Annotated in this window: 21 protein-coding genes; 5 read left to right on the plus strand and 16 right to left on the minus strand. The window is 71.0% G+C overall.

The features are described 5' to 3' along the window. Positions 1-31: 31 nt before the first annotated feature. Both HW130_RS18125 and HW130_RS18130 read left to right on the plus strand, forming a co-directional pair. Entirely contained in the window at positions 32-997 is a 966-nt protein-coding gene (locus HW130_RS18125) for a hypothetical protein (protein WP_177150655.1), read from the plus strand. Between the two features lie 310 nt (positions 998-1,307). Continuing rightward, on the plus strand, positions 1,308-1,745 hold the full coding sequence (locus HW130_RS18130; protein ID WP_177150656.1) for an ATP-binding protein: 438 nt from the start codon (positions 1,308-1,310) through the stop codon (positions 1,743-1,745). 144 nt (positions 1,746-1,889) lie between these two features. Here the strand turns inward: HW130_RS18130 and dapC are convergent, their stop codons facing one another. Together dapC and fdxA are read right to left on the minus strand one after the other, a co-directional pair. Then, entirely contained in the window at positions 1,890-2,984 is a 1,095-nt protein-coding gene (dapC, locus tag HW130_RS18135; RefSeq protein WP_177150657.1) for a succinyldiaminopimelate transaminase, read from the minus strand. Positions 2,985-3,146: 162 nt separating this feature from the next. Next, positions 3,147-3,467, minus strand: coding sequence for a ferredoxin (fdxA, locus tag HW130_RS18140; protein ID WP_003985062.1), 321 nt, complete (start codon positions 3,465-3,467; stop codon positions 3,147-3,149). A 114-nt stretch (positions 3,468-3,581) separates the two neighbouring features. Here fdxA and HW130_RS18145 point away from each other — a divergent pair, with 114 nt between their 5' ends. Continuing rightward, a complete protein-coding gene (locus tag HW130_RS18145) occupies positions 3,582-4,577 on the plus strand; it encodes a GNAT family N-acetyltransferase (protein WP_177150658.1) in 996 nt (331 codons plus the stop codon). 17 nt (positions 4,578-4,594) lie between these two features. Continuing rightward, complete coding sequence (locus HW130_RS18150) at positions 4,595-5,431, plus strand: transglutaminase-like domain-containing protein (RefSeq protein WP_177150659.1); 837 nt, start codon at positions 4,595-4,597, stop codon at positions 5,429-5,431. A 90-nt stretch (positions 5,432-5,521) separates the two neighbouring features. On the opposite strand, the gene HW130_RS18155 is transcribed toward HW130_RS18150, so the two are convergent. The 5 genes from HW130_RS18155 to HW130_RS18175 all read right to left on the minus strand — a co-directional run bounded on the left by HW130_RS18155 (position 5,522) and on the right by HW130_RS18175 (position 11,119). Further along, complete coding sequence (locus HW130_RS18155; RefSeq protein ID WP_309140468.1) at positions 5,522-6,682, minus strand: S8 family peptidase; 1,161 nt, start codon at positions 6,680-6,682, stop codon at positions 5,522-5,524. 317 nt (positions 6,683-6,999) lie between these two features. After that, positions 7,000-9,135: a hypothetical protein gene (locus HW130_RS18160; RefSeq protein ID WP_177150660.1), complete on the minus strand. Its 2,136-nt coding sequence runs from the start codon at positions 9,133-9,135 to the stop codon at positions 7,000-7,002. A gap of 238 nt (positions 9,136-9,373) precedes the next feature. Then, entirely contained in the window at positions 9,374-9,913 is a 540-nt protein-coding gene (locus tag HW130_RS18165; protein WP_256356156.1) for a DUF6113 family protein, read from the minus strand. After that, on the minus strand, positions 9,910-10,887 hold the full coding sequence (mshB, locus tag HW130_RS18170) for an N-acetyl-1-D-myo-inositol-2-amino-2-deoxy-alpha-D-glucopyranoside deacetylase (protein WP_177150661.1): 978 nt from the start codon (positions 10,885-10,887) through the stop codon (positions 9,910-9,912). Before mshB ends, HW130_RS18165 begins: the two co-directional genes overlap by 4 nt. Before the next feature lie 37 nt (positions 10,888-10,924). Next, entirely contained in the window at positions 10,925-11,119 is a 195-nt protein-coding gene (locus HW130_RS18175) for a hypothetical protein (RefSeq protein WP_177150662.1), read from the minus strand. 170 nt (positions 11,120-11,289) lie between these two features. On the opposite strand from HW130_RS18175, the gene HW130_RS18180 reads away from it, so the two are divergent. Further along, a complete protein-coding gene (locus tag HW130_RS18180; RefSeq protein ID WP_177150663.1) occupies positions 11,290-13,446 on the plus strand; it encodes an alpha/beta fold hydrolase in 2,157 nt (718 codons plus the stop codon). A 609-nt stretch (positions 13,447-14,055) separates the two neighbouring features. Here the strand turns inward: HW130_RS18180 and HW130_RS18185 are convergent. The 9 genes from HW130_RS18185 to HW130_RS18225 form a co-directional block, all read right to left on the minus strand. Beyond that, positions 14,056-15,126, minus strand: coding sequence for an ABC transporter ATP-binding protein (locus tag HW130_RS18185; protein ID WP_177150664.1), 1,071 nt, complete (start codon positions 15,124-15,126; stop codon positions 14,056-14,058). Then, the gene (locus HW130_RS18190; RefSeq protein WP_177150797.1) at positions 15,119-16,090 is read right to left on the minus strand and encodes an ABC transporter ATP-binding protein; all 972 of its coding nucleotides are present in this window, start codon (positions 16,088-16,090) and stop codon (positions 15,119-15,121) included. Before HW130_RS18190 ends, HW130_RS18185 begins: the two co-directional genes overlap by 8 nt. Before the next feature lie 51 nt (positions 16,091-16,141). Further along, the gene (locus tag HW130_RS18195; RefSeq protein ID WP_177150665.1) at positions 16,142-17,122 is read right to left on the minus strand and encodes an ABC transporter permease; all 981 of its coding nucleotides are present in this window, start codon (positions 17,120-17,122) and stop codon (positions 16,142-16,144) included. After that, positions 17,115-18,038, minus strand: coding sequence for an ABC transporter permease (locus tag HW130_RS18200; protein ID WP_177150666.1), 924 nt, complete (start codon positions 18,036-18,038; stop codon positions 17,115-17,117). Before HW130_RS18200 ends, HW130_RS18195 begins: the two co-directional genes overlap by 8 nt. A 76-nt stretch (positions 18,039-18,114) precedes the next feature. Next, entirely contained in the window at positions 18,115-19,743 is a 1,629-nt protein-coding gene (locus HW130_RS18205) for an ABC transporter substrate-binding protein (RefSeq protein ID WP_177150667.1), read from the minus strand. A 293-nt stretch (positions 19,744-20,036) separates the two neighbouring features. Continuing rightward, positions 20,037-21,188 carry an ABC transporter ATP-binding protein gene (locus HW130_RS18210; protein ID WP_177150668.1) on the minus strand — a complete coding sequence of 384 codons (1,152 nt, stop codon included), beginning with the start codon at positions 21,186-21,188 and terminating at the stop codon, positions 20,037-20,039. Further along, a complete protein-coding gene (locus HW130_RS18215; protein ID WP_218183691.1) occupies positions 21,181-22,230 on the minus strand; it encodes an ABC transporter ATP-binding protein in 1,050 nt (349 codons plus the stop codon). The genes HW130_RS18210 and HW130_RS18215 overlap by 8 nt, the downstream gene beginning before the upstream one ends. A gap of 32 nt (positions 22,231-22,262) precedes the next feature. After that, positions 22,263-23,234, minus strand: a complete 972-nt coding sequence (locus HW130_RS18220; RefSeq protein WP_177150669.1) for an ABC transporter permease — start codon at positions 23,232-23,234, stop codon at positions 22,263-22,265. Continuing rightward, the gene (locus HW130_RS18225) at positions 23,227-24,156 is read right to left on the minus strand and encodes an ABC transporter permease (RefSeq protein ID WP_177150670.1); all 930 of its coding nucleotides are present in this window, start codon (positions 24,154-24,156) and stop codon (positions 23,227-23,229) included. Before HW130_RS18225 ends, HW130_RS18220 begins: the two co-directional genes overlap by 8 nt. Positions 24,157-24,239: the final 83 nt, after the last annotated feature.

Here is a 24,239-nt window from a genome sequence, read left to right on the forward strand (position 1 = left end):
CCCTAACCCCACCTCCAGTACCGTGGGCGTCGTGTCCGAGACCGCCTCCCCCGTCCGGCGCGGCCGCCTCCTTCGCTTCGCGGCCGCGTTCCTTGTGCTGCTGGCTCTCGTCGGCTACGTCGTCGTGCAGTACGTCAACGGCGGCGGCCCGCCGCGCTGCGTCGTGCGCACGGCGGAGGACGGCGGCACGTCCTACGAACTCTCGGCGGAGCAGGCGGACAACGCGGCGACGATCTCCGCCGTCGGCACCACGCGGGGCATGCCCCAGCGCGCGGTCACGATCGCGCTGGCCACCGCGCTCCAGGAGTCGGCGCTGCGCAACATCGGGCACGGCGACCGGGACTCGCTCGGCCTGTTCCAGCAGCGTCCCTCGCAGGGCTGGGGCACGCCGGAACAGATCCTCGACCCGGTGTACGCGGCCGGGAAGTTCTACGACCACCTCGCCGAGGTGCCCGGATACTCGCGTCTGCCGCTGACCGTGGCCGCTCAGCGCGTCCAGCGCAGCGGCTTCCCGCAGGCGTACGCGAAGCACGAGCCGGACGCCACGCTGCTGGCGGCGGCGCTCACGGGCCGTGCCGCGGCCACGCTGACCTGCGAGTCCCGTCAGGGCGGGCGGTCCGGCGATCCGGTGAGGCTGCGGTCGGAGCTGGTGCGCGCCTTCGGGTCCGACGTGCTGCCGCGCGGTGGTGCGGGGCGTGGGAGCGCCGGCGCGCAGGACATGACGGAGCTTGCCGTTCCGGTGCCGTCCACGGCGGCGGCGGACGACGAGGGCGCGTCCCGGCGGGGCTGGGAGCTGGCGCACTGGGCGGTGGCCCGTGCGGACGCGCTGCGCATCGCGGAGGTCTCGTACGGGGGCCGGGTGTGGAGCACGGCGCAGTCCGGGCAGGGCTGGCGCGAGGAGCCGTCCCGCGCGGGCGGCAGGGCCGGCGCGGGCGCGTCCGGCGGCGGCACCGCCGATCAGGTCACGGGCGACGTCCGCATTCGGCTCGCACAGTAGTCCGTCGCTTCCCTCGAAGGAGGCATTCCACTCCCGTCCCGCGGAGGGCGCACAGCCCCTGTCGCGCCGAGCCGGGAGTATGCGCGAAATCCCTTTCGCGCCAAGGGAAGTGACGGTTCACCAGCGTACCGGACATGGCAATGTTTGCCCGTTTTCCCGCGAAACCGATTATGCGACGCGTTACCAATTCTTTACCTGGGGGCACCGCAACTTCCCCCGCCCTCCTTGCGGTTGTCAGGACGTCCGTACGCCGGACAGCACCATCACGCACCACGCACAGTCCGAACGTCCTCTCGCTTCAAGGAGCATCATGTCCCTCCCCCTGACCCGTCGGATCGCCCGTGCCGCGCTGCTCATCGCGGCGGGAGCAGCTCCCGTGGTCGGTGCGGCCGGCTCCGCAGGCGCCGTGGAACTCCCCCAGGCCCCGGTCGGCGGCCTGACGGCCCTCGACTCGGACAACGTCGACGGCACGGTCGGCGGCGTCTCGAAGGAGACCACCAAGGTGGCCCGCCAGGTCGGCGGCAAGCCGGTCGAGAAGGCCGCCCCCGCCGCGGCGAAGACCGTCGCCAAGACCGTCACCAAGACCGCCAGGACGGCCGCTCCGGTCGCCAGGAAGGCCGCCGCTGACACCGCCGGCGAGGCGGGCGGCCTGATCGGCGGCGCCACCAAGGGCGGTCTGCCGGCCGACTCGCTCGGCGGTGGCGGGCTGCCCACCGGCACGCTCGGCGGTCTGCCGCTGGGCGGCTGATCCGCCTCCGGCCGGCCGGTGCTTCGGCGCATCGACGCGTCGGCTGCCGGCAGGCCGGCAGGTGCACGCGAAGGCCCGGGAGCCACTACTCCCGGGCCCTTCCGCAGATCCGGTGCGCCGACGGCGCACCGGCACGGTGAGGGCTCAGCCCAGACGCTTCACGGCCGCCTCGACCCGCTCGTCGGTGGCCGTGAACGCCACCCGTACGAACCGCTCGCCCGCCTCTCCGTAGAAGTCGCCGGGCGCGACCAGGATGCCGAGGTCCGCCAGGTACCCGACGGTCTCCCAGCACGGCTCGTCGCGCGTCGCCCACAGGTACAGGCTGGCTTCGCTGTGCTCGATGCGGAAGCCGTGCGCCTCGAGCGCCGAGCGCAGCGCCGTGCGGCGGGCCGCGTATCTGGCGCGCTGTTCGAAGACGTGCGCGTCGTCGCCGAGCGCGGCGACGGTCGCCGCCTGCACGGGGGCCGGGGTCATCATCCCGCCGTGCTTGCGGATCCGGAGCAGTTCGCCGAGCACGTCCGCGTCACCGGCGATGAACGCGGCACGGTACCCGGCCAGGTTGGAGCGCTTGGAGAGCGAGTGGACGGCGACGACGCCCTCGTACGTGCCGCCGCAGACGTCCGGGTGCAGCACGGACACCGGCTCGGCGTCCCAGCCGAGCTCCAGGTAGCACTCGTCGCTGAAGACCAGCACGCCGTTCTCGCGCGCCCAGGCGACGATCCGGGTCAGCTCGTCCTTGGCCAGCACCTTGCCCGTGGGGTTGGACGGCGAGTTCAGCCACAACAGCTTGAGGCCGGCCGGGTCGAGCTCGGTCGGGTCGTCGTAGACGACGGGCTCCGCGCCGCACAGGCGCGCGCCCACCTCGTACGTCGGGTAGGCGAGCCGCGGGTGGGCGACCGTGTCCCCCGTGCCGAGGCCGAGCTGTGTGGGCAGCCAGGCCACCAGCTCCTTGGAGCCGACGACGGGCAGGACGTTGGTGTGCTCGACGTTCACCGCCCCGAGCCGGCGCTCCACCCAGCCCACCAGCGCGTCCCGCAGCACGGGCGTGCCCCACACCGTGGGGTAGCCGGGTGAGTCGGCGGCGGCCACGAGGGCCTGCTGGATCAGCGGGGGCACCGGGTCGACGGGCGTGCCGACGGAGAGGTCGACGATCCCGTCGGGGTGGCCGGCGGCCGTCGCCTTGTACGGCTCGAGCTTGTCCCAGGGGAAGACGGGGAGGCGCGAAGAGACTGAGGCCACGGCGGCGCTCGCTTTCTGGTACGTGGGCGTCAAACGCCTCGGTCCCGTACGGACGACGAGCCGTACGGGACCGGAGGATGCGGATCGGAGCTGCCGTCCCGCGGCGGATCAGCGGCTCAGCGGCCGATCCGCCGGCGGGGGCGGATCAGTCCTGGCGGCTGATCAGCCGTTCTGCGGGGGCAGCGCGGCGATGAAGGGGTGGTCGCGCTCGATCAGGCCGAGCTTGGAGGCACCACCGGGCGAACCGAGCTCGTCGAAGAACTCGACGTTCGCCTTGTAGTAGTCCTTCCACTCCTCCGGCGTGTCGTCCTCGTAGAAGATGGCCTCCACGGGGCAGACCGGCTCACAAGCACCGCAGTCGACGCATTCGTCCGGGTGGATGTACAAGGACCGGGAGCCCTCGTAGATGCAGTCGACGGGGCACTCCTCGATGCACGCCTTGTCCTTGACGTCGACACAAGGCTGCGCGATGACGTAGGTCACGCTGTCGTTCCTCCTCGGTAAGGGCTGGCTTGCGCGGGAGCGCGGCGTCGTCGATGCCCGCCCCTAGTATCTCCGTTCTTGGCAACGATCCGAACAGGAGGGGCTCGCAGAGCTGTGGAATTCACTGCCGGCGGACGACTCAAGGTCCGTATTACACCTGATGACGTGGGGAAACGAGTCTCCGTCCGGACCGTGGACGCGCCCGGTGGCCCGGGACACGAGTTCACCGACACGGTAGGTGTTCTCACATCATGGACCGGCGGTGTGCTGCTGATCACACGGCGGACCGGCGAGACCGTCCACATCGCGGAATCGTCCCTGGTCGCGGGCAAGGTCGTGCCCCCGGCCCCGGCCCGGCGGCGGGGTCCGGCGGCCAGCTTCGAGGAGCTCGCGCGGGTGATGGCCGGGGCCTGGCAGCCGGTGGAGAGCGAGCGGCTCGGCGACTGGGAGCTGCGGGCGTCGTCCGGCTTCACCCGGCGCGCCAATTCGGTGCTGCCCCTCGGTGACCCCGGGATGGAGCTCGACGCGGCGCTGGAGCGGGTGCGCGACTGGTACGGACGGCGCGGTCTCCCGGCGTACGTGCAGACCGCGACCGGCGCGGCGGGCACACAGGAGGAGCTGTGCGCCGAGCTGGAGGCGCGCGGGTGGCGGCGCGAGGTGTCGGCACAGGCGCAGGTCGGCGGCCTCGCGCCGGTCGGCGACCTGGACGCGGACGTCACGCGGGTGGAGCTGGCTCGCACCGTCGACGAGACCTGGCTGCGGCGCTACCAGCGGTCAGGTGTACCGGGCCCCCATGTGCTCCAGGTCCTGCGCAGCGGCCCTTCGGTGTGGTTCGCCACCGTACCCGGCACCGGGGAGGTGCCCGCGGCGATCGGCCGGTGTGTGGTCGACGGACGCTGGGCGGGCTTCATGGCGGTGGAGGTCGACCCCGAGTACCGCCGTCAGGGGCTCGCCCGCGCGGTCATGGCGGCCCTGGCCCGCCGGGCGCTGGAGGAAGGCGCGTCGGCCGCCTGGCTGCAGGTGGAGACGGACAACGAGGCGGCCCGTGCGCTGTACGGAGGCATGGGTTTCGCGGTCCACCACCACTACCACCACTTCCGAGCGGCGTAGACGGGTACGAGAGGCGTATGCAGCACGATTCCCGGCGGCAGTCCTGGCGGGAGCGGTTCGCCGAGGAGGCCCGCGCCGAACGCCCCGACCTGGCCCTGCTGTGCCTGCTCATCGGCACGCAGGCGGACCCCGCGCTGGACGAGGCCGGCATCGACGAGGCCCAGATAGAGCTGGACCGTCTCGCGGGGATGCTGCCGTACGGGCTCACCACGCCCCACGCCTGGGCGCGGGCGCTGGCGGACCTGCTCGGCGGCCGCGAGGGCTTCCACGGCAGCCCGGGGGACTACGAGAACCTGGAGTCCTCGCTGCTGCACGAGGTGCTGCGGCGCCGCCGCGGCCTGCCGATCCTGCTCTCGGTCGTCTGGACGGAGGTCGCCCGACGGGCGGGCGGGCACGTGTACGGCGTGGCCCTGCCCGGCCATTTCGTGGTCGGCTTCGGCGAGGCCGACGCACAGGTCCTCGCGGACCCGTTCGCCGCGGGCCGGCTGCTGACGGCGCAGGACACGGAACTCCTCGTCACGAGCACGACGGGCGCACCGCTGACCCCCTCGATGCTGACGCCCGCGGACCCGCTCTCGGTGGTGTCGCGCGTCCTGAACAACATCCGCGCCTGGGCGGCGCCCCGCCCGGAACGCTCGGAGGTGGCCCTCTGGGCGCTCGACCTGCTCCTGCTTCTCCCCGCCCACCCGGCCCGGATCCGCTACGAACGGGCCCGCCTGCTGGTCCAGCGCGGCGAGTTCACGACGGGCGCGGCGGAGATGGAGGCGTACGCGGACGTGGTGTCCGCGGTCGACCCCACGACCGCGGAGGCGGTCAGGGCCCGGGCCCGGGCGGCACGGGCGATGCTGAACTGACGGGGCGGCCCGTCTTCCCGGGGCGCGGGACCGCCCTTCTGGCCGGCCCGGTCGTGGTGGGCCGGGCCGGCCGGGGGGCGGGGGCCGCGGTCAGAGGGTGTTCTTGTAGAGCAGCAGGTTCGGGGTGCCCGCCGGGTTGTTCTTGATCGCGCCCTTGGTGGCTTTGGTGGTGATCCAGCTGTTCACCGTGGAGGAGGCCGCGTCGCCCATGGCGCCCTTGTAGAGCGCTCCGACGCCGGCGACGTGCGGGCTGGCCATCGAGGTGCCGCTGATGGTGTTGGTGCCGCCGAGGAGCCAGGCGGAGGTGATGCCCACACCCGGTGCGTAGGTCTCGACGCAGGAGCCGTGGTTGGTGAAGGAGGCCGCGGTGTCCGTCTTGTCGGATGCGGCGACCGTCATCACGCCGGAGGCGCTCGCCGGGGAGGTCGCGCAGGCGTCCTCCCCGTCGTTGCCCGCCGCGACGGCGAGGAAGACGCCCGCGTTGTTGAGGCTGGTGGCGGCGCTGTTGACGGTGGCGGAGAAGCCGCCGCCGAGCGACATGTTGGCGACGGCCGGCTTGACCGCGTGCGTGCGGACCCAGTCCATGCCCTCGATCACGTCGGCGTTGGTGCCGATGCCGGCGCAGTTGAGAACGCGTACGCCGCGCAGTTTGACGCCCTTGGCCACGCCGTAGGCGGAGCCGCCGATGGTGCCGGCGACGTGGGTGCCGTGGCCGTTGCAGTCCAGGCCGGTGCCTTCGAGGGTGGCGTCGTAGGCGATCGCGGCCCGGCCGCCGAAGTCCGGGTGGCCCGGGTCGATGCCGGTGTCGATGACGTACGCCGTCACGTTCGAGGCTGTGGTGGTGTAGCCGTACGTGGTGGACAGCGGCAGGGTGCGCTGGTCGATGCGGTCCAGCCCCCAGGTGGCGTTGTTCTGGGTGGCGCCGGCACGGACCTCCTGGTCCTCCTCGATGCGCGTCACCGACGGGTGCTTGCGCAGGGCGGTCAGCTGACCGGGGGTGAGTGCGGCGGCGAAGCCGTCGATGACGGCGTCGTAGGTGTGCTGGGTCCGCACACCCGCGAGGCGGGCCAGACCGGCGGCGCTCGTGCCGGACTCGAGGGTGACGATGTAGTGGCCGGGTACGGCCTTGCCGGTGGCCCGGACCACCTCGACCAGAGGGCCGTCCGAGGGGGTCGCGGCCTCCGCGGTAGCGGGCAGGGCGGCCACGGCGAGGGGGATCGCCATCAGGGCGGCGGCAGTTCGTGTCTTCACGGGGTGCCAGTCCTCCTTGTCGACGTCCGCCGAGGGTTCACCACGGCGGACGTTCCGTGTGGGGGGCGCGACAGGGAACGTATGAGCGACGAATGCCGGCGGCAAGGGGCGGGACAAGGTTTTCTTCACGAGTGGAGGGTTGTGCCTCACTTCGCTGCCCCTCCACCGCATACCGGTCAACTACCGTTCGGCCGCGGTGACTTCATGACGGCATCGACCGAGGCGCAGTCCCCCGCGAGTGGACGGCCGCTCAGCACGCGACAAAGCCCCTGCCCGACTCGGGCAGGGGCTTCGACCGGCGGTTTCGCTCAGATCGCTCAGTTCGGGTCGAGCGAGATCACGGCCGTGCGCTCCGCGGGGGTCTTGCCGCGCAGGGCCGGCCCCATCGCCTGGGCCACGTCGTCGGCGGACACCTGGTGCTGCTTGCCGTCGCCCTTGGTGATCATGATCCCGTCGAAGACACCGTCCAGCAGCTCCTCGATGGCCCGCTTGTCGTAGACCTCGACCAGCTTCCCGTCGATCGGCTTCATGGAGAGGATCTTCGGCAGGGACTTCGCCGGCCCGAACTGGATCGACTTGTCACCTGCCTTGATCGTGATCAGGCCGGACATCGCGGGCTGGGCGAACTCCTTCATCGCCCGGTCCAGTTCCGCCTTCGTGATCGTCGGCTCGCGGGTGGTCACCGGGACTTCGACCACGTTCGGCCTGCCGGTCTCGACCTGGGCGCGGTACGCGTCCTTCACCGAGATCATCGAGCGGCCGACGTCCAGGGACTGGCCCGCCTTGCCCGGCACGGCGACCGCCTTGCCCGGCTCGAAACGGATCGTGCCGTCGGTGGCCGAACCGGACGTGCCCGCGAGGTCCGCGAGCGCCACGCTCAGCTTCTCCTCGTCGACGAGGATCACCGGCTCGGCGACGCGCTCGCCGCCGAAGAGGGAGCCGATCACCGACACCGGGTTGTAGTCGCTGCCCGCGGCGGCGCGCACCGTCGCCTGGCTGTCCAGGGAGAGGCCGGCCTTGTCCGGGGCGAGCTCGGCCTTCTTGCCGCCGACCGAGAGCTGGAGCGGCGTGCCGGCCCGCTCACCGAGCGCCGCGTCGAGCTTGTTGACGGCCTCGTCCCGCGTGCCGCCGCCGATGTCCACCCCGAGGACCGTGGTGCTCTTCGGCACGTCCGAGTGATTGAGCAGCAGACCGGCGCCGTACGCGATGCCGAGCACGGCGATCACGCCGACGCCCGCGAGCACCAGCTTGGAGCGGCCCTTCTTCGCGGGCGCGGGCGCGGGCCGGGGCGCCGGCCGCGGCTCCGCGGTGGACACGGGTCCGGCCGGCCCCGCCGGGCCGCCGCCGGGGCCGGCCGGGAACTCCGGCGCGGAGAACTCGGCTTCCGGCCCGTGCGGGCCGCCCAGCGTCGGGAACGGGGAGCGGTGCTCCTCGGGGACGACGGGAATGCCGCTGGTCAGCGTGTCGCCGGAGACGTGGCCGCCGCCCGGTCCGGGCGCGGGCTTCTGCGGGGTGAGCACCGCGGTGTCGTCGGACATGCGGGGAGCGACGCCGGGGCCGCTGGGCATTCCGCCGGGCGTCATCGCGCCGGTGGCGGGGCCGGACGTGGGGCCCGCAGGGCCGGAACGACCCGGTCCGCCCGGCGGACGCACGCCCAGCGGGGGCGTGTTGCGGCCGGGGGCGAAGCTGTTGCCGTTCTGGCCGGGGCCCTCCTGACCGGGGCCTGCCTGGCCGCGACCGCCGCTTGGACCGCCCGGGCCGGGCGCGCCGCCGGGGCCGGGCCGGGGGCCGTCGGAGAAGTACGGGGTGCCCGTGCCGGGAGGCGTGCCGGTGCCTGGAGGCGTGCCGGTGCCGCCGCGCGGGCGCGTGGGGAGGGGAGGCGCACCGGCGTCCTCGGCGAGCGCCGCGAGTCCCGACTTGCGGGGTGCGCCGTCGCCCGCGCCCGGCCCCTGGGGCCCGCCGTCGGCGGAACCCGGACCGCCGGCCGCCGGGCCACCCTGCGGTGCCGGTGCCGGTGCAGCGGACTTGCGCGGCGCGAACCAGTCGCTCGCCGCCTGCTTCTCCTCGGCCGCCGGAGCCTCCGTCGTCTCCTGGGAGGCGGCGGGCCGCGGGACGCTCCCGGTGCGCTCGCTCTCGCGCTCGCCGGTGTCGGCACCGGCGTCGGCCGCCGATCCGTTGCGCGCGGCGGCGTCGGTGTCGCCCATCGGTGTACGCATCACGACGGGCGGGATCGGCCTCGACCCCGGGATGTTGATCCGGATCCGCGTCGTCAGCGTGGTCTCGGTCTTCTTCTCCTCCGGCTGCCGCGGGGAAGCGGCGCCCTCGTCCGGAACGTCCTGCGTCGGATGCAGCGACGGATACTGGCGGGATCCGTACGGCGGTGTTCCCGAGGGGTACGCGGCTCCACCGCGCCCCTGGGGGCCGGAGGACGAACTGTCAGTTTCACGACTCAAAGCAGGTTCTCCCGGTTGGCTTCGCCGCCCGTTCTTACTGGATAGCTACTGCTGCGGGCGGCTCGGCGGCGCGCACCACCATACTGGCCACCAACGACGCAGACCCGGGGACTGCGGGAAGCGGCCCCCGGCGGCCCTTCGGCGGGCCATACGGGCATGGCCGGTTCGGGGGCTCCCCGGCCCGTCGGTCGACCTACCTTAGGGGGCCGCCGAACCGGCTGCGTGCTGGGGGTACGGGTTACGGCTGCCCGCCAAGTCGGCCCGGCCCGCCGCCCTGTTGCGGCAGTCGCGACAGGGTGGCGCAGATCACAGCCGTGGCCATGCCGCCGAGCATGTAGACGAGCGGCCCGATCCCGGAGGTGAACATGGCGTCGCCCTCGGGGCGTCCGACGCTGAGGACGACGATGGACAGCAGCCAGCCGACGGCGGACGCGGCCACCCCGAGCTGCCCCCCGGTCACCCGCAGCGAGCCGTAGAACAAGGCGGCCGTGGCGGCCAGCGCGAGCGCCAAACCGCCCGGGAACCAGGCGCCTTGGAGGAGCGAGCCCGCGATGCCGACGGCCGCGCCGAGGAGCGCGAGACCGAGGTACGCGACGGCACGGCCGGGCCGCGGGGGGCGGGCGAGGAAGGAGCCGGCGGCGCCCCCGCCCGGCCCCTGCGCACCGCCCTGACCGGCCGCACCGCCGGAACCGGCCTTCCCGCTCTGTCCCTTCGTTCCGCTTTTTCCGGTCGTGTCGGCGCGCCCGCGCGTTCCGCCCTTTCCGGTCGTTCCGCTCATGTGGTCACCCCCGAAGTCCCCTCAGGATCCTCACCTCGTGAGAGCTTCCCAAATGCCGCGTTCTGCGCGAGCCCTTCCTGCTCCCCGGGCTCTTCGATGCCCGCGAAGAGGTCGTGCTCGCGCTCGCCGGCCGACGCTCCGGAAGTGCCGGCGGCCAACTGGTAGTACTCGGTGGTGAACAGCGGCTGCCCCAGGTCGTTGGAGAGCGCGAAGAACGTGCCGTCCACCGCGATCTGTGTGGCGTGTGCGCGCATCGCGGCCGCCTTGCGCTCCGCGTACGCGGTGCCGTCGATCTCCGTGGTGATCTCGGAGTCCTCCACCACGCCCGGAATGTCGCCGATATCCGCGATGCCGGGAAAGTCCGCCCCCGCGGCGCGCAGCCGGGCGAATCCCTCCTCGGCGGCCGACCTCGGCACCCGGTTCCAGTAGATCTTGGCGATGACGTGCGGAGCTCCGAGGTCGCGCCGGTAGGCGGGCTCGGCGGCCAGCTCGGCGGCGCGCATCGCGACGCGGTGGGTCTGGATGTGGTCGGGGTGGCCGTACCCTCCGTCGGGGTCGTACGTCACCATCACCTGCGGGCGCACGGAGCGGATGATCTCCACGAGGTGTGCGGCGGCCTCGTCGACCTCGGTGTTCCAGAACGCGCCCTCGCGGTGGTTCTGCTCGACACCCATCATTCCCGAGTCGCGGAACCGGCCCTGTCCCCCCAGGAAGCGGTGGTCGGTGACGCCCAGCTCCTTCATCGCGGCGGCCAGTTCGCCGACGCGGTAGGGGCCCAGCCGGTCCTCCCGGTCGGGCGCGAGATGGGCGAGATCGGCCGGGATGACCTCGCCCTCCTCGCCGAGGGTGCAGGTCACCAGGGTGACCTGGGCGCCGGCGGCCGCGTACCGGGCCATCGTGGCCCCGTTGTTGATCGACTCGTCGTCCGGGTGCGCGTGCACCAGGAGCAGACGACGGGCGGGAACATCCTTCATACCGGACAGACTAGGCCCCCGCCGTCGAGGGCCCTGCTCAGAACTTGATGCCCCCGATCATTCCCGCCACGTTCGTGGTCAGCTCCGTGATCGTCGGAGCCACCGAGGAGCTGGCGAGGTAGAACCCGAGCAACACGCAGACCGCCGCATGTCCGCCCTTCAACCCGGCTTTCCGGATCAGCAGGAAGACGACGATCGCCAGCAGCACCACCGCCGAAATCGAGAGTGCCACGGCGGTTCACCTCCACAGATATTCGGTCGGGACGGGCCAGTTGCATGTGCCGGGGGGGTTCATACCCACCTTGCGCTACGGATCATAACTATCCGTGCCTACGCATCGATCGGTGCACGGCAGCACACGGGGGCGCACACGCGCGGTCCCGGTGCCTTAGGTTCGGTGCCATGACAGCGACGCAGCAGCTCTCCTTTCCGCGTCAGTCGGCGCGGACCCAGCGCTTCACGCTCGGCGCTCCCCGGTCCTTCACCGTTTCGCCGGACGGCTCGCGGGTGGTCTTCCTGCGGTCGGCGTCCGGCACGGACCGGACCGGCCTGCTCTGGGTGCTCGACCTCGACGGCGCCGCCCCCGCGGAACGGCCGGCCGCCGACCCGCGCGACCTTCTCGGCGGCTCCGCCGAGCACCTGTCGCCCGAGGAGCGGGCGCGGCGTGAACGCAGCCGGGAGGGGTCGGCGGGCATCGTCGGTTACGCGGTGGACCAAGCGGTCGAGTTGGCGGCGTTCGCCCTGTCCGGGCGGCTGTTCACGGCAGAGCTGCGGGCCGGGACCGCGCGCGAACTGACCACCCCCGGGCCGGTGATCGACCCCCGGCCCTCCCCCGACGGACGGCACATCGCCTACGTCGCGCGGGGCGCGCTGCGGGTGACGGGCGCCGAGGGCGAGGGGGACCGCGCGCTGGCCGAACCGGAGGACCGGAATGTCACCTGGGGTCTGGCCGAGTTCATCGCCGCCGAGGAGATGGGGCGTTCACGCGGCTTCTGGTGGTCGCCCGAGTCCGACCGGCTGCTCGTGGCCCGCGCCGACGACCGGGAGGTGCGGCGCTGGTGGATCGCGGACCCGGCGCATCCGGACCGGGAACCGGCGAAGGTCGCGTACCCGGCGGCCGGGACGCCCAACGCCGAGGTCCGGCTGTACTTCGTCACCTTGGACGGCCTGCGCACCGAGGTCTCGTGGGACCGGGTCCGCTATCCGTACCTCGCGCGCGTGCACTGGTCGGCCTCCGGCCCGCCGCTGCTGCTCGTGCAGTCGCGCGACCAGTGCACGCAGCTGCACCTGGCGGTCGACCCGGAGACGGGAGGCACGCGGACGGTGCACGTGGACGAGGATCCTGCGTGGCTGGAACTGTTCCCCGGGGCGCCCGCGTGGGCGCCCGAGTCGTCGTACGCGCACGGTTTCGGCGGCGGGATGCTGGTGCGGATCGCCGACGAGGGCGGCGCGCGGGTGCTCGCGGTGGGCGACCGGGTGCTGACGGGGGCCCAGTTGCAGCTGCACGCCGTGCTCGACATCGGCGAGAGCGATGTCCTCGTGTCGGCGGCGGCGGGCGAGGAGGCCGCGGATCCGGAGATCGGCGAGATCCACGTGTACCGGGTCAACGAGCTGGGGGTGGAGCGCGTCTCGGACGGGCCGGGCGTGCATGCGGCCGTCCGCTCGGGCGGGGTCACGGTTCTCGCGTCCTCGGTCACCGGGGCGAGCGGCACGAGCGTGCGTGTGCTGCGGGACGGCAAGCAGATCGCGGAGGTCGTGTCGTACGCGGAGCGGCCGGTGCTCACCGCCCGCCCGCGGCTCGTCGAGGCGGGCGGGCACCGGATTCCGTGCGCGGTGCTGCTGCCGTCCGGCTACCGGGAGTCGGACGGTCCGCTGCCGGTGCTGCTCGATCCGTACGGCGGGCCGCACGGCCAGCGGGTGCTGGCCGCGCACAACCCGTACCTGACCTCGCAGTGGTTCGCCGATCACGGCTTCGCGGTGATCGTCGCGGACGGGCGGGGCGCGCCGGGCCGCTCCCCCGCCTGGGAGAAGGCGGTCAAGAACGCGTTCACGCTGACGCTCGACGACCAGATCGAGGCGCTGCACGCGCTGGCCGGATCGCATCCGCTGGACCTGGACCGGGTGGCGATCCGCGGCTGGTCGTACGGCGGTTACCTGGCGGCGATGGCCGTGCTGCGCCGCCCGGACGTCTTCCACGCGGCGGTGTCGGGCGCGCCGGTGACGGACCTGCGGCTGTACGACACGCACTACACGGAGCGCTACCTGGGCGACCCTGCCGCACAGCCCGAGGTGTACGGCGCCAACTCCCTGGTCACCGACGACGGTCTGACGGTGGCCGAGACGCCGCACCGCCCGCTGATGATCATCCATGGTCTGGCGGACGACAACGTGGTGGTGGCCCACAGCCTGCGGTTGTCGTCGGCGCTGCTGGCCGCGGGACGCCCGCACGAGGTGCTGCCCCTCACGGGCGTGACGCACATGACCCCGCAGGAGCAGATCGCGGAGAACCTGCTGCTGCTCCAGGTGGACTTCCTGAAGCGGTCGCTGGGCCTCGCCTGACGGCGTTCTGCCCCGGCCGCCGTCCCCGTCCACCGGTCCGGGGGCGGGGACGGCGGCCGGGTCGGCGCGTTCGGTCCCGCGACCAGCGCGAGGGCGGCGACGAGGACGGCAAGCCATGCCGACGGTGTCTCCAGCAGCCGCACCGGCGTCCCTTCACCGCCGGTGAAGCGGTCGAGGTAGGCGTCGGCACCCGACGTGTACGCCCAGCGGACCTGCCATGCGGCCGTCACCGCGCCGGCCGTGCCCAGCAGCACGGAAGGCGGACAAGGGCACACGGGGCCCACACGGGACATGGCCGGAAACGGGCGGGGGGCCGGCCGGGGCCACATGGCGAGGCCCCGGCCGGCCCAACGGCACCCGCACGGCCGTACGCTGTTCAGCGTGACGCGTTCGTATATCGGAGTTGCGACAGTCAAGTTGCCTGCGTGTTAACGAATTTGGTGGGCATTCCGCATGCTTTGGGCCTCGTTCCGACGGCCTGTCGAGCACGTCGCCACGTCGATCCACCACACCTTCGCTCAAGAGGCGTTCTCGTGCGGTTTGTTCCCTCGCCGGGTCCTCACAGAGACAGCGGTTGCCACAGTCCCTTCAACCGTTCCTGGCATTGGGTCAGGGGGACGTGTAAAGCGTCGCCCCGCCGCCGTCCGGCTCGTCCCCGCCCGGCACCACATGCCGTTCCTCCGCGAAGTGGCACGCCGACGGATGCTGTACGGGCCCCTCGGCGGTCCGCAGATGGGCGGGCACGGCCAGCAGCGGCACCTCCCGTGCGCAGCGCTCCTGTGCCTTCCAGCACCGCGTGCGGAACCGGCAGCCCGAGGGGATGTTGGTCGGTGACGGCACGTCCCCGGTCAGGATGATCCTCTCCCGGTGCTCGCGCGCCTCGGGGTCCGGGACGGGGACGGCCGAGAGCAGCGCCTGGGTGTACGGGTGGGTGGGGTGGTCGTAGATCTCGGCGTCCTTGCCGATCTCCACCACGCGCCCGAGGTACATCACGCCGACCCGGTCGGAGATGTGGCGCACGATCGACAGGTCGTGGGCGATGAAGACGTAGCTCAGCGAGAACTCGCTCTGCAGCCTCTCCAGCAGGTTGACGACCTGCGCCTGCACCGACACGTCGAGCGCGGAGACCGGCTCGTCGGCCACGATGATCTCGGGCCGGAGCGCGAGCCCGCGCGCGATGCCGATGCGCTGGCGCTGGCCGCCGGAGAACTGGTGCGGATAGCGGTTGACGAACTCCGGGTTGAGCCCGACGACGTCCAGCAGCTCCTGCACCTTCTGTCGGCGCGAGCCCTTCGGCGCGACCTCGGGGTGGATCTCGAAGGGCTCGCCGATGATGTCGCCGACCGTCATACGCGGGTTCAGCGACGTGTACGGGTCCTGGAACACCATCTGGATGTTGCGGCGCACGGCCTTGAGCGCGCGCCCCGACAGCCTGGTGACGTCCTCGCCCCTGTACCGGATCGAACCGGCCGTCGGCCGCTCCAGGTGGACGAGCATCCTGGCGAGCGTGGACTTGCCGCAGCCCGACTCCCCCACGATGCCGAGCGTCTCGCCCGCCAGCAGGTCGAGGTCGACGCCGTCGACCGCCTTGACCGCGCCGACCTGCTTCTTGAACAGGACGCCGCGCGTGAGCGGGTAGTGCTTGTACAGGTCGCGGACCTCCAGGATCGCCTCAGCCATTCAGGGCCTCCTCCCAGAAGTGGCACGCGCTCCCGCGTTCCTCGTTCACCTCGTACAGCGGCGGCTCGTCGGTGCGGCACACGTCCCGGGCGAGCGGGCAGCGCGGGTGGAAGGCGCAGCCGGGCGGGATGTGCATCAGGTTCGGCGGCAGGCCCTTGATCGCGTAGAGCTCCTGGCCCTTCCGGTCCAGGCGCGGGATCGACTCGAGCAGACCCCGGGTGTACGGGTGGGCGGGCGCCTTGTAGATGTCGTGCACGGGGGCGGTCTCGACGATGTGGCCCGCGTACATCACGGCGATCCTGTCGGCGACGTCGGCGACGACGCCGAGGTCGTGGGTGATCAGGATCAGCCCCATGCCGAGCTCGCGCTGGAGCTCGGCGAGCAGGTCCATCACCTGCGCCTGCACGGTGACGTCGAGGGCGGTCGTCGGCTCGTCGGCGGTGATCAGGTCCGGCTCCAGGGAGAGCGCCATCGCGATCATGATGCGCTGACGCATGCCGCCGGAGAACTGGTGGGGGTACTGGCCGACGCGTTCCTTCGCGGCCGGGATGCGCACCCGCTCCATCAGCTCGACCGCCTTGGCCTTCGCGTCCTTGCGGGACATGCCCCGGTGCACGACGAACATCTCGCCGAGCTGGTCGCCGACGCTGAGGACGGGATTGAGCGAGGAGAGCGCGTCCTGGAAGATCATGGCCATCTCGGCGCCCCTGACCGTCCGCCGCTCGTCCTCCCCCAGCTTCAGCAGGTCCCGCCCCTTGAAGAGGATCTCGCCGCCCGCGATCCTGCCGGGCGGCGTGTCGAGGATCCCCATGACGGCCTGGGCGGTGACCGACTTCCCGGAGCCGGACTCGCCGAGGACGGCGAGCGTCTCACCGGCAAAGACCGAGCAGTCGACGCCGTTGACGGCCTTGGCGACCCCGTCGCGGGTGCGGAACTCGACGTACAGGCCCCGTACGTCGAGCAGCGGCCCCGACTCGGCCGGCGCGGCTGATGTGACGGACACGGCGGACACCTCCTAACGCAGCTTGGGGTCGAGGGCGTCGCGCACCGCGTCGCCGAGCATGATGAACGCGAGCACGGTGACCGCCAGCGCCCCGGCGGGCCAGAGCATCATGTGCGGGGCATTGCGGATGTAGGGGGACGCCGAGGAGATGTCGATGCCCCAGGAGACGGTCGGCGGCTTCAGTCCGGCGCCGAGGTAGGAGAGCGTCGCCTCCAGCGCGATGTAGGTGCCGAGGGCGATCGTGGCGACGACGATCACCGGCGCGACGGCGTTGGGCGCGATGTGCCGCAGCAGCATGCGGGTGTTGGACGCGCCGAGGGCCCTCGCGGCCTGGACGTAGTCGTTCTGCTTGGCGGTGATGACCGAGCCGCGGGCGATACGGGAGATCTGCGGCCAGCCGAGCAGCACCATGAAGCCGACGACGGGCCATACGGTGGTCGAGCGGACGACGGACAGCAGGACGAGGCCGCCGAGCACGACGGGGATGCCGAAGAAGATGTCGGTGAGCCGGGACAGGATCGCGTCCCAGAACCCGCCGAAGAACCCGGCGAGCGCTCCCAGTACGGAGCCGAGCAGCGCGACCCCGAGCGTGGCGCAGACGCCGACGGTGACCGAGGTCCGCGCGCCGTAGACGGTCCGCGTGTACACGTCGCAGCCCTGCCCGTTGAAGCCGAACGGGTGGCCGGGCTGGGAGCCCTCCTGGGCCTTGGCGAGATCGCATGTGAGCGGGTTGCCGGAGGCGATCAGCGAGGGCCACAGGGAGATGACGACCAGGAAGAGGATCACCAGGGCGGAGACGACGAAGACCGGGTTGCGCCGCAGGTCGCGCCAGGCGTCGGACCACAGGCTGCGCGGCTTGCCGGACGGCCCGGCGCCGAGCGGGCCACCCGGTGTCCTCTCCAGGGTCTCGCCCTCGCTCATCGCGAGGTCGGTCCCGCCACCCGCTCCGGTGGACGCGATGGCGCTGTCGTCGAAGGGCTGCTGCTCAGGCATACCGGATCCTCGGGTCGAGAACGGCGTACAGGAGATCGACGAGCAGGTTCGCCAGCAGGAAGACGATGACGAGCACGGTCACGAAGCCGACGACGGTCTGCGTGTTCTGGCGGAGGATCCCCTGGTAGAGCTGGTAGCCGACGCCGTGGATGTTGAAGATGCGCTCGGTGACGATGGCACCGCCCATCAGGGCGCCGACGTCCGTGCCGATGAAGGTGACGACCGGGATCAGCGAGTTGCGCAGCAGATGACGGCGGATGACCCGCCCCCGGGGAAGGCCCTTCGCCTTGGCGGTGCGGACGTAGTCGGAACGCGAGTTCTCGGCGATCGAGGTCCGGGTGAGACGGGTGACGTACGCGAGGGAGACCGAGGCGAGCACCAGGCCGGGCACGATGAGTTCGTCGAGGCGTGCGTCGGAGGACACGGACGGGTCGATGACGGCCCATTCGATGCCGAGCACCAGCTGGACGATCAGACCGGTGACGAAGGTGGGCACGGCGATGACCACCAGGGTGATCAGCAGGACGCCGGAGTCCACGGGGCGGCCGCGGCGCAGCCCGGTGACGACGCCGAGGGTGATGCCGATGAGGATCTCGAAGAAGATGGCCACGAGGGTCAGCCGGATGGTGACCGGGAAGGCGTCGCCCATCAGCTCGGTGACCTTCTGCCCGTTGAACGCGGTGCCGAAGTCTCCGGTGAAGACGTTGCCCATGTAGGTCAGGTATTGCTGCCACACGGGCTTGTCGAGACCGAACTCCTTGCGCAGCCGGGCGGCCGTGGCGGGGTCGCACTGCCGGTCGCCGCAGAGGCCGGCGACCGGGTCGCCCATGATGTTGACCATCAGGAAGATCAGCAGCGTGGTGCCGAAGAAGACCGGGATCATCTGCAGCAGACGCCGGATCACATAGCGTCCCATGAGGCGCTCCTGGGGTCGTCGTGGGAAGGGGTACGGCCCGGCGCGGGCGGTGCGCCGGGCCGGATGGCTTCCGCCGTCAGTTGACCGTGATCTCTTCGTAGACGGGAACGCTGAACGGGTTCAGGGCGACATGGGAGAGCCGCTCCGAGTAGCCGGCGCTGCCGTTCTGGTACCAGAGCGGGATGGCGGCCATCTCGTCCCGCACGACCTTCTCGGCCTCCTTGAAGGTCTCGACGGCCTTGGCCTGGTCGCTCTCGGCGTTGGCCCGGTCGACGAGGTCGTCGAACTTCTCGTTGGTCCACTTGCCGTCGTTGGAGGAGGCGTTGGTGTAGTAGAGCGGCTGCAGGAAGTTCTGGATCAGCGGGTAGTCCATCTGCCAGCCGGCCCGGAAGGGGCCGGGCATCTTCCGGTCGCCGATCTGGTTGCGGAAGTCCGCGAAGGTGCCGACGGGTGCGCCGACACAGGCCCTGTCGTTCCCGAGGGCGTTGTTGACCGAGTTGCACACGGCGTCGACCCAGTCCTTGTGGGAGCCGGTGTCCGCGTTGTACGTGATCTTCACCTGGCCGCCGGGGATGCCGCCGCCCTCCTGGATCAGCCTCTTCGCCGCCGCGGGGTCGTACTCGCAGGCCTCGCCGCACAGGGTGTCGTCGAAGCCGCCCTCGGCGCCCAGCACCGGGGAGGTCCAGTCCTTGGCGGGGGTGCGGGTTTTCTGGAAGATCGTGTCGGTGATCTGCTCGCGGTTGATCGCCCTCGACAGACCGGTGCGCACCTTGGCCCCGTCAGGGGTGTTCCACGCCTTGTCGTAGAAGGGGAAGGCGAGGGTCTGCAGGATGCCCGCCGGTGTGTTGATGTACCGGTCCCCGAGGTCGGCCCGGACGTTCTTGAGCTGGGCGGCCGGGACGTCGTCGACGAGGTCGATGTTGCCCGCGATCAGGTCCGTGTAGGCGGTGTTGTTGTCGGTGTAGACCATGAGGTCGATGCCGCCGTTCTTCGCCTTGTCCGGACCCTTGTAGCCGTCCCAGCGGCGCAGCTCCGCCATCGATCCCTTCTTGTAGGAGCTCAGGGTGTACGGTCCGTTGCCGATCGGCTTGGAGACCCAGGCGTCGTGGTCGTCGAAGAAGGCGCGGGGCAGCGGGGCGAAGGCCGCGTAGCCGAGGGTGTCGGGCCAGGTGGAGAACTTCTGGCTGAGCTCGACCGTGAAGCGGAGGTCGTCGACGACCTTCAGTCCGGACATCGTCTCGGCGGTGGCCTCGCCCTTCTCGGGGTGGACCTGTTCGTAGCCCTCGATGTAGCCGAAGAAGTAGGCGTTCTTCTGGTTGTTCCTGATGTGGGCGCCGTAGTTCCAGGCGTCGACGTAGGACTTGGCGGTGACCTTCTCGCCGTTGCTGAAGGTCCAGCCGTCCTTGAGGGTGACCGTGAAGTTCCTCGAGTCGGTGCTCTCGATCTTCTCGGCCATCATGTCCGTGGCCGCGCCGGTCTTCGGGTCGTATCTCTTCAGGCCGCGGAAGATCATGTCGAGGACCTTGCCGCCCTGCACCTCGTTGGTGTTGGCGGGCTCCAGCGGGTTCTGCGGGTCGGTCCAGGAGGACTTCACGATCCCGTCGGCGCCGCTGCCTCCGCTGTCGCTCCCACCGCCGCAGCCCGTCGCCGCCAGGGCGACGACGACCGCGCATGCGGCCCACTTGGCGGGCGTGGCTCGACGCATGGGGTTCCTCCCGTGTCCTCAGCATGGCTTAGGACCGATATATCACCCCATAGCGGATCTAACGCACTTTCAGAGCGTCCGGGTGGTCGGTGCGGTCACCGGGAGGGTGACACCCCACGTGTCGACGGCGTGGTGCGGGGTCATCGCGTGCGCCTCGCACAGGGAGAGCGTGCAGGTCGGTCTCCGGGCGGCCGATCTCGACGAGGCCGACGGCGTTCATCGGTTCGGTTTTCTCTACGAGAAGACCCCGCCCGCCGCGGTGCGGCAGACGGGGCCCTCGTGTGCGCGGATGACTAGTGCACCGCGTGGACGACGTCCTTCTCCTCGGCGAAGTGGCACGCCGACTCGTGCGCGGCCGGGGAGTCCGAGCCCTGGAAGCGCTCGGGGATCGCCAGCAGCGGCACCTCGGTGGCGCACTTGTCCTGGGCCTTCCAGCAGCGGGTGCGGAAGCGGCAGCCCGACGGCGGGTTGGCCGGCGAGGGGACGTCGCCGGTGAGGATGATCCGCTCGCGGCCCTCGCGGGCCTCGGGGTCGGGCACCGGGACGGCCGACAGCAGCGCCTGTGTGTAGGGGTGCGTCGGGTGGTCGTAGATCTGCGTGTCCGTGCCGATCTCGGCCATCTTGCCGAGGTACATGACGCCGACCCGGTCCGAGATGTGACGGACGATCGACAGGTCGTGCGCGATGAAGACGTAGGACAGGTTGAACTCGTCCTGCAGCTTCTCCATCAGGTTGACGACCTGCGCCTGCACCGACACGTCCAGCGCCGAGACCGGCTCGTCGCAGATGATGATCTCGGGGTTGAGCGCGAGACCGCGGGCGATGCCGATGCGCTGGCGCTGACCACCGGAGAACTGGTGCGGGTAGCGGTGGATGTACTCGGGGTTGAGACCCACGACGTCCAGCAGCTCCTGCACCCTGCGGCGCCGGTCGCCCTTCGGGGCCACCTCGGGGTGGATCTCGAAGGGCTCGCCGATGATGTCGCCGACCGTCATTCGCGGGTTCAGCGAGGTGTACGGGTCCTGGAACACCATCTGGATGTTGCGGCGCACGGCCTTGAGCGCGCGCCCCGACAGCCTGGTGATGTCCTGGCCCTTGTAGAACACCTCGCCCGCGGTGGCGGTCTCCAGCGTCATCAGCAGCTTGGCCACCGTGGACTTGCCGCAGCCGGACTCGCCGACGATGCCGAGCGTCTCGCCCTGGTACAGGTCGAAGGAGACCCCGTCCACGGCCTTGACCGCGCCGACCTGCTTCTTGAAGAGGATGCCCTGGGTAAGCGGGAAGTGCTTGACCAGGTTGCGCACCTGAAGGATCGGCTCACCGCGCTGGACCGGGGCCTCGATCGCCGCCACCGCCTCCTGGGTGGTGGCGGCGTCGACCGTCTCGACCTCGGTGACGTTGGGAGTCGCGTCCACGGCCTCGTCCGTCTTCCTGAGCTCAGCCATGGATCGTCTCCTTCCAGAAGTGGCACGCGCTGCCGCGGCCGGGCAGCTCGGTGCCGTCCTGCTCGGTCACCGGCGCGAGGGCCGGGATCTCGGTGCGGCAGATGTCGTCCGCCTTCGGGCAGCGCGGGTTGAAGGCGCAGCCCGCCGGGATCTTGAGCAGGTTGGGCGGCAGGCCCTTGATCGCGTACAGCTCCTGGCCCTTCTGGTCCAGGCGCGGGATCGAGTCCAGAAGTCCCCGGGCGTAGGGGTGCGCCGGACGCTTGTAGAGCTCGTGCACGGGGGCGGTCTCGACGATCCGGCCCGCGTACATGACCGCGATCTTGTCCGCGACGTCGGCGACGACGCCGAGGTCGTGGGTGATCAGGATCAGGCCCATGTTGTACTCGCGCTGGAGCTCGGCGAGCAGGTCCATGACCTGCGCCTGCACGGTGACGTCCAGTGCGGTGGTCGGCTCGTCCGCGATGATCAGGTCCGGCTCGAGGGCCAGGGCCATGGCGATCATGATGCGCTGGCGCATACCGCCGGAGAACTGGTGCGGGTAGTCGCCGACCCGGGCCTTGGCGGCGGGGATCTTCACCCGGTCCATCAGCTCGATCGCCTTGGCCTTGGCGTCCTTCTTGGACAGGCCCTGGTGCACCCGGAACATCTCGCCGAGCTGGTAGCCGACGGACAGCACCGGGTTCAGCGAGGACAGCGCGTCCTGGAAGATCATGGCGATCTTCCGGCCGCGGATCTTCCGGCGCTCCTCGGCGGACATGGTGAGCATGTCCTGGCCGCGGAAGAAGATCTGACCCTGGGGGATGCGGCCGGGCGGCATGTCGAGGATGCCCATGACGGCCTGGGCCGTCACGGACTTGCCGGAGCCGGACTCGCCGAGGACGGCGAGCGTCTCGCCCGCGTCCACGCTGTAGTTGACGCCGTTCACGGCCTTGGCGACACCGTCACGGGTGTGGAACTCCACGTGCAGGTCGCGTACTTCGAGCAGATGGCCCTCGTGGTCCCCGGAACTCCGGGGCCTGGGGACGGCTGTCGTCTTGTCCAGCGGACTGTCGATACTGGTCACGTACGCCTCCCTCAGCGCATCTTCGGGTCGAGGGCGTTGCGTACCGCATCGCCGAACATGAGGAACGAGAGCACCGTGATCGAGACCATCACCGAGGGGATGATCAGCACGTATGGCGCGTTGCGCAGCTGCTCCCGGCCGCTGGAGACGTCCACGCCCCAGGAGACGGTCGGGTCGGCGAGGCCGACACCGAGGAAGGACAGCGTGGCCTCGGCGGCGATGTAGCCGCCGAGCGCGATCGTCGCGACGACGATGATCGGGGCGAGCGCGTTGGGCAGCACGTGCTTGAAGAGGATGCGCGTGGTCGAGGCGCCGAGCGCCTTGGCCGCCACGACGTAGTCGGCCTGCTTGATGGTGATGACCGCACCGCGGGCGACGCGGGCGATCTGGGTCCAGCCGAGGAAGGCCAGGGCGAGGATCACGACCCAGATGGCACGGTCGTCGAAGGTGGTGAGCACGACGAGCGCGCCCAGCAGGAACGGGATGCCCATGAAGATGTCGGTGACGCGGGACAGCAGCGTGTCGGTGATGCCGCCGAAGTAGCCGGCCAGCATGCCGACGATCGTGCCGAGGACGCTCACCAGCAGGGTGACGCCGACGCCGACGATGATCGAGGCGCGGGCGCCGTAGATGACACGCGCGTAGATGGAGCGTCCCTGTCCGTCGTAGCCGAACCAGTCGGGGGCGAAGAAGTGACCCCAGTTGGGGTGCTGCAGGTAGTGCTTCGCGAGGTCCGCGTCACGCGGCGAGGCCGAAGTGAACAGACCCGGGAACGCGGCGATCACCAGCAGCAGGACGATCAGCCCGGCGGAGATGAGGAACAGCGGGTTGCGGCGCAGATCGCCCCAGGCGTCGGACCACAGGCTGCGCGCCTTGTCCGGCTTGGGGGCGCCCGCGACGAGCGCGGTGTCCGGGGCGGCGGCGGTGGTCGTGACCTTCTCGGTCTCGGTGGACGCCGCGGTGGCTGCGGTCTTCTCAGGCATACCGGATCCTCGGGTCCAGGACCGCGTAGAGCAGGTCGACGAGCAGGCTGCAGAGCAGGTAGACGAGGACGATCAGCGAGGCGATGCCCACGACCGTCGCGCCCTCGCGGCTGACAAGAGCCCGGAAGATGGCGTTGCCGACGCCATGCACATTGAAGATGCCCTCGGTGACGATCGCGCCGGTCATCAGGTTGCCGATGTCCGTGCCGAGGAAGGTGACCACCGGGACAAGGGAGTTGCGCATCAGGTGGACACCGACGACGCGACGGCGCGGCAGGCCCTTGGCCACCGCGGTGCGCATGTAGTCGGCTCGCAGGTTCTCCGCCATCGACGTGCGGGTCAGACGGGCCACGTAGGCCAGGGAGAGCGAGCCGAGGACGATCGCCGGCAGGAACAGGTCGCCGAAGCTCTCGGAGTCCTGCACGGTCGGGGTGATCAACTTCAACTGGAAGGCGAACAGGTACTGCATCAGGTAGCCCAGCACGAAGGAGGGCATCGAGATCAGTACGAGGGTGAGGCCGAGAAGGCCGCGGTCCCGCACCGACTCCGGCTTCAGGCCCGCGACCATGCCGAGGCCGATGCCGACGACCACCGTGAAGGTGAAGGCGAAGAGCGTCAGCCGGAGGGTGACCGGGAACGCCATGCTGATGGTGTCGGCGATGGGGAGCCCGCTGCCGATCTCCGTACCGAAGTCGCCCTGCAGCAGCCCGGTGAAGTAGTTCAGGTACTGCTGCCACAGCGGCAGGTCGAGACCGAGTTCGTGCCGCTTCGCTTCGAGGATCGCCGGATCGAACTGCTGTTCTCCCATGAGCGCTCTGACGGGGTCTCCGGGCAGCGCGTACATCATGGCGAAGATCAGAAAGGTTGACCCGATGAACACCGGGATCATCTGGAGCAGTCGTCGTGCGACGTAGCGCCCCATAGGTGCCTCCGTGAGGGGTTGACACGCCCGGGGGCGTCCCTGAGTGCAGCAGGGCACCCCCGGACAACCGCCGCCGCCGGATG

The organism is Streptomyces sp. PKU-EA00015 (genome assembly GCF_013387495.1).
Classification (GTDB): domain Bacteria; phylum Actinomycetota; class Actinomycetes; order Streptomycetales; family Streptomycetaceae; genus Streptomyces.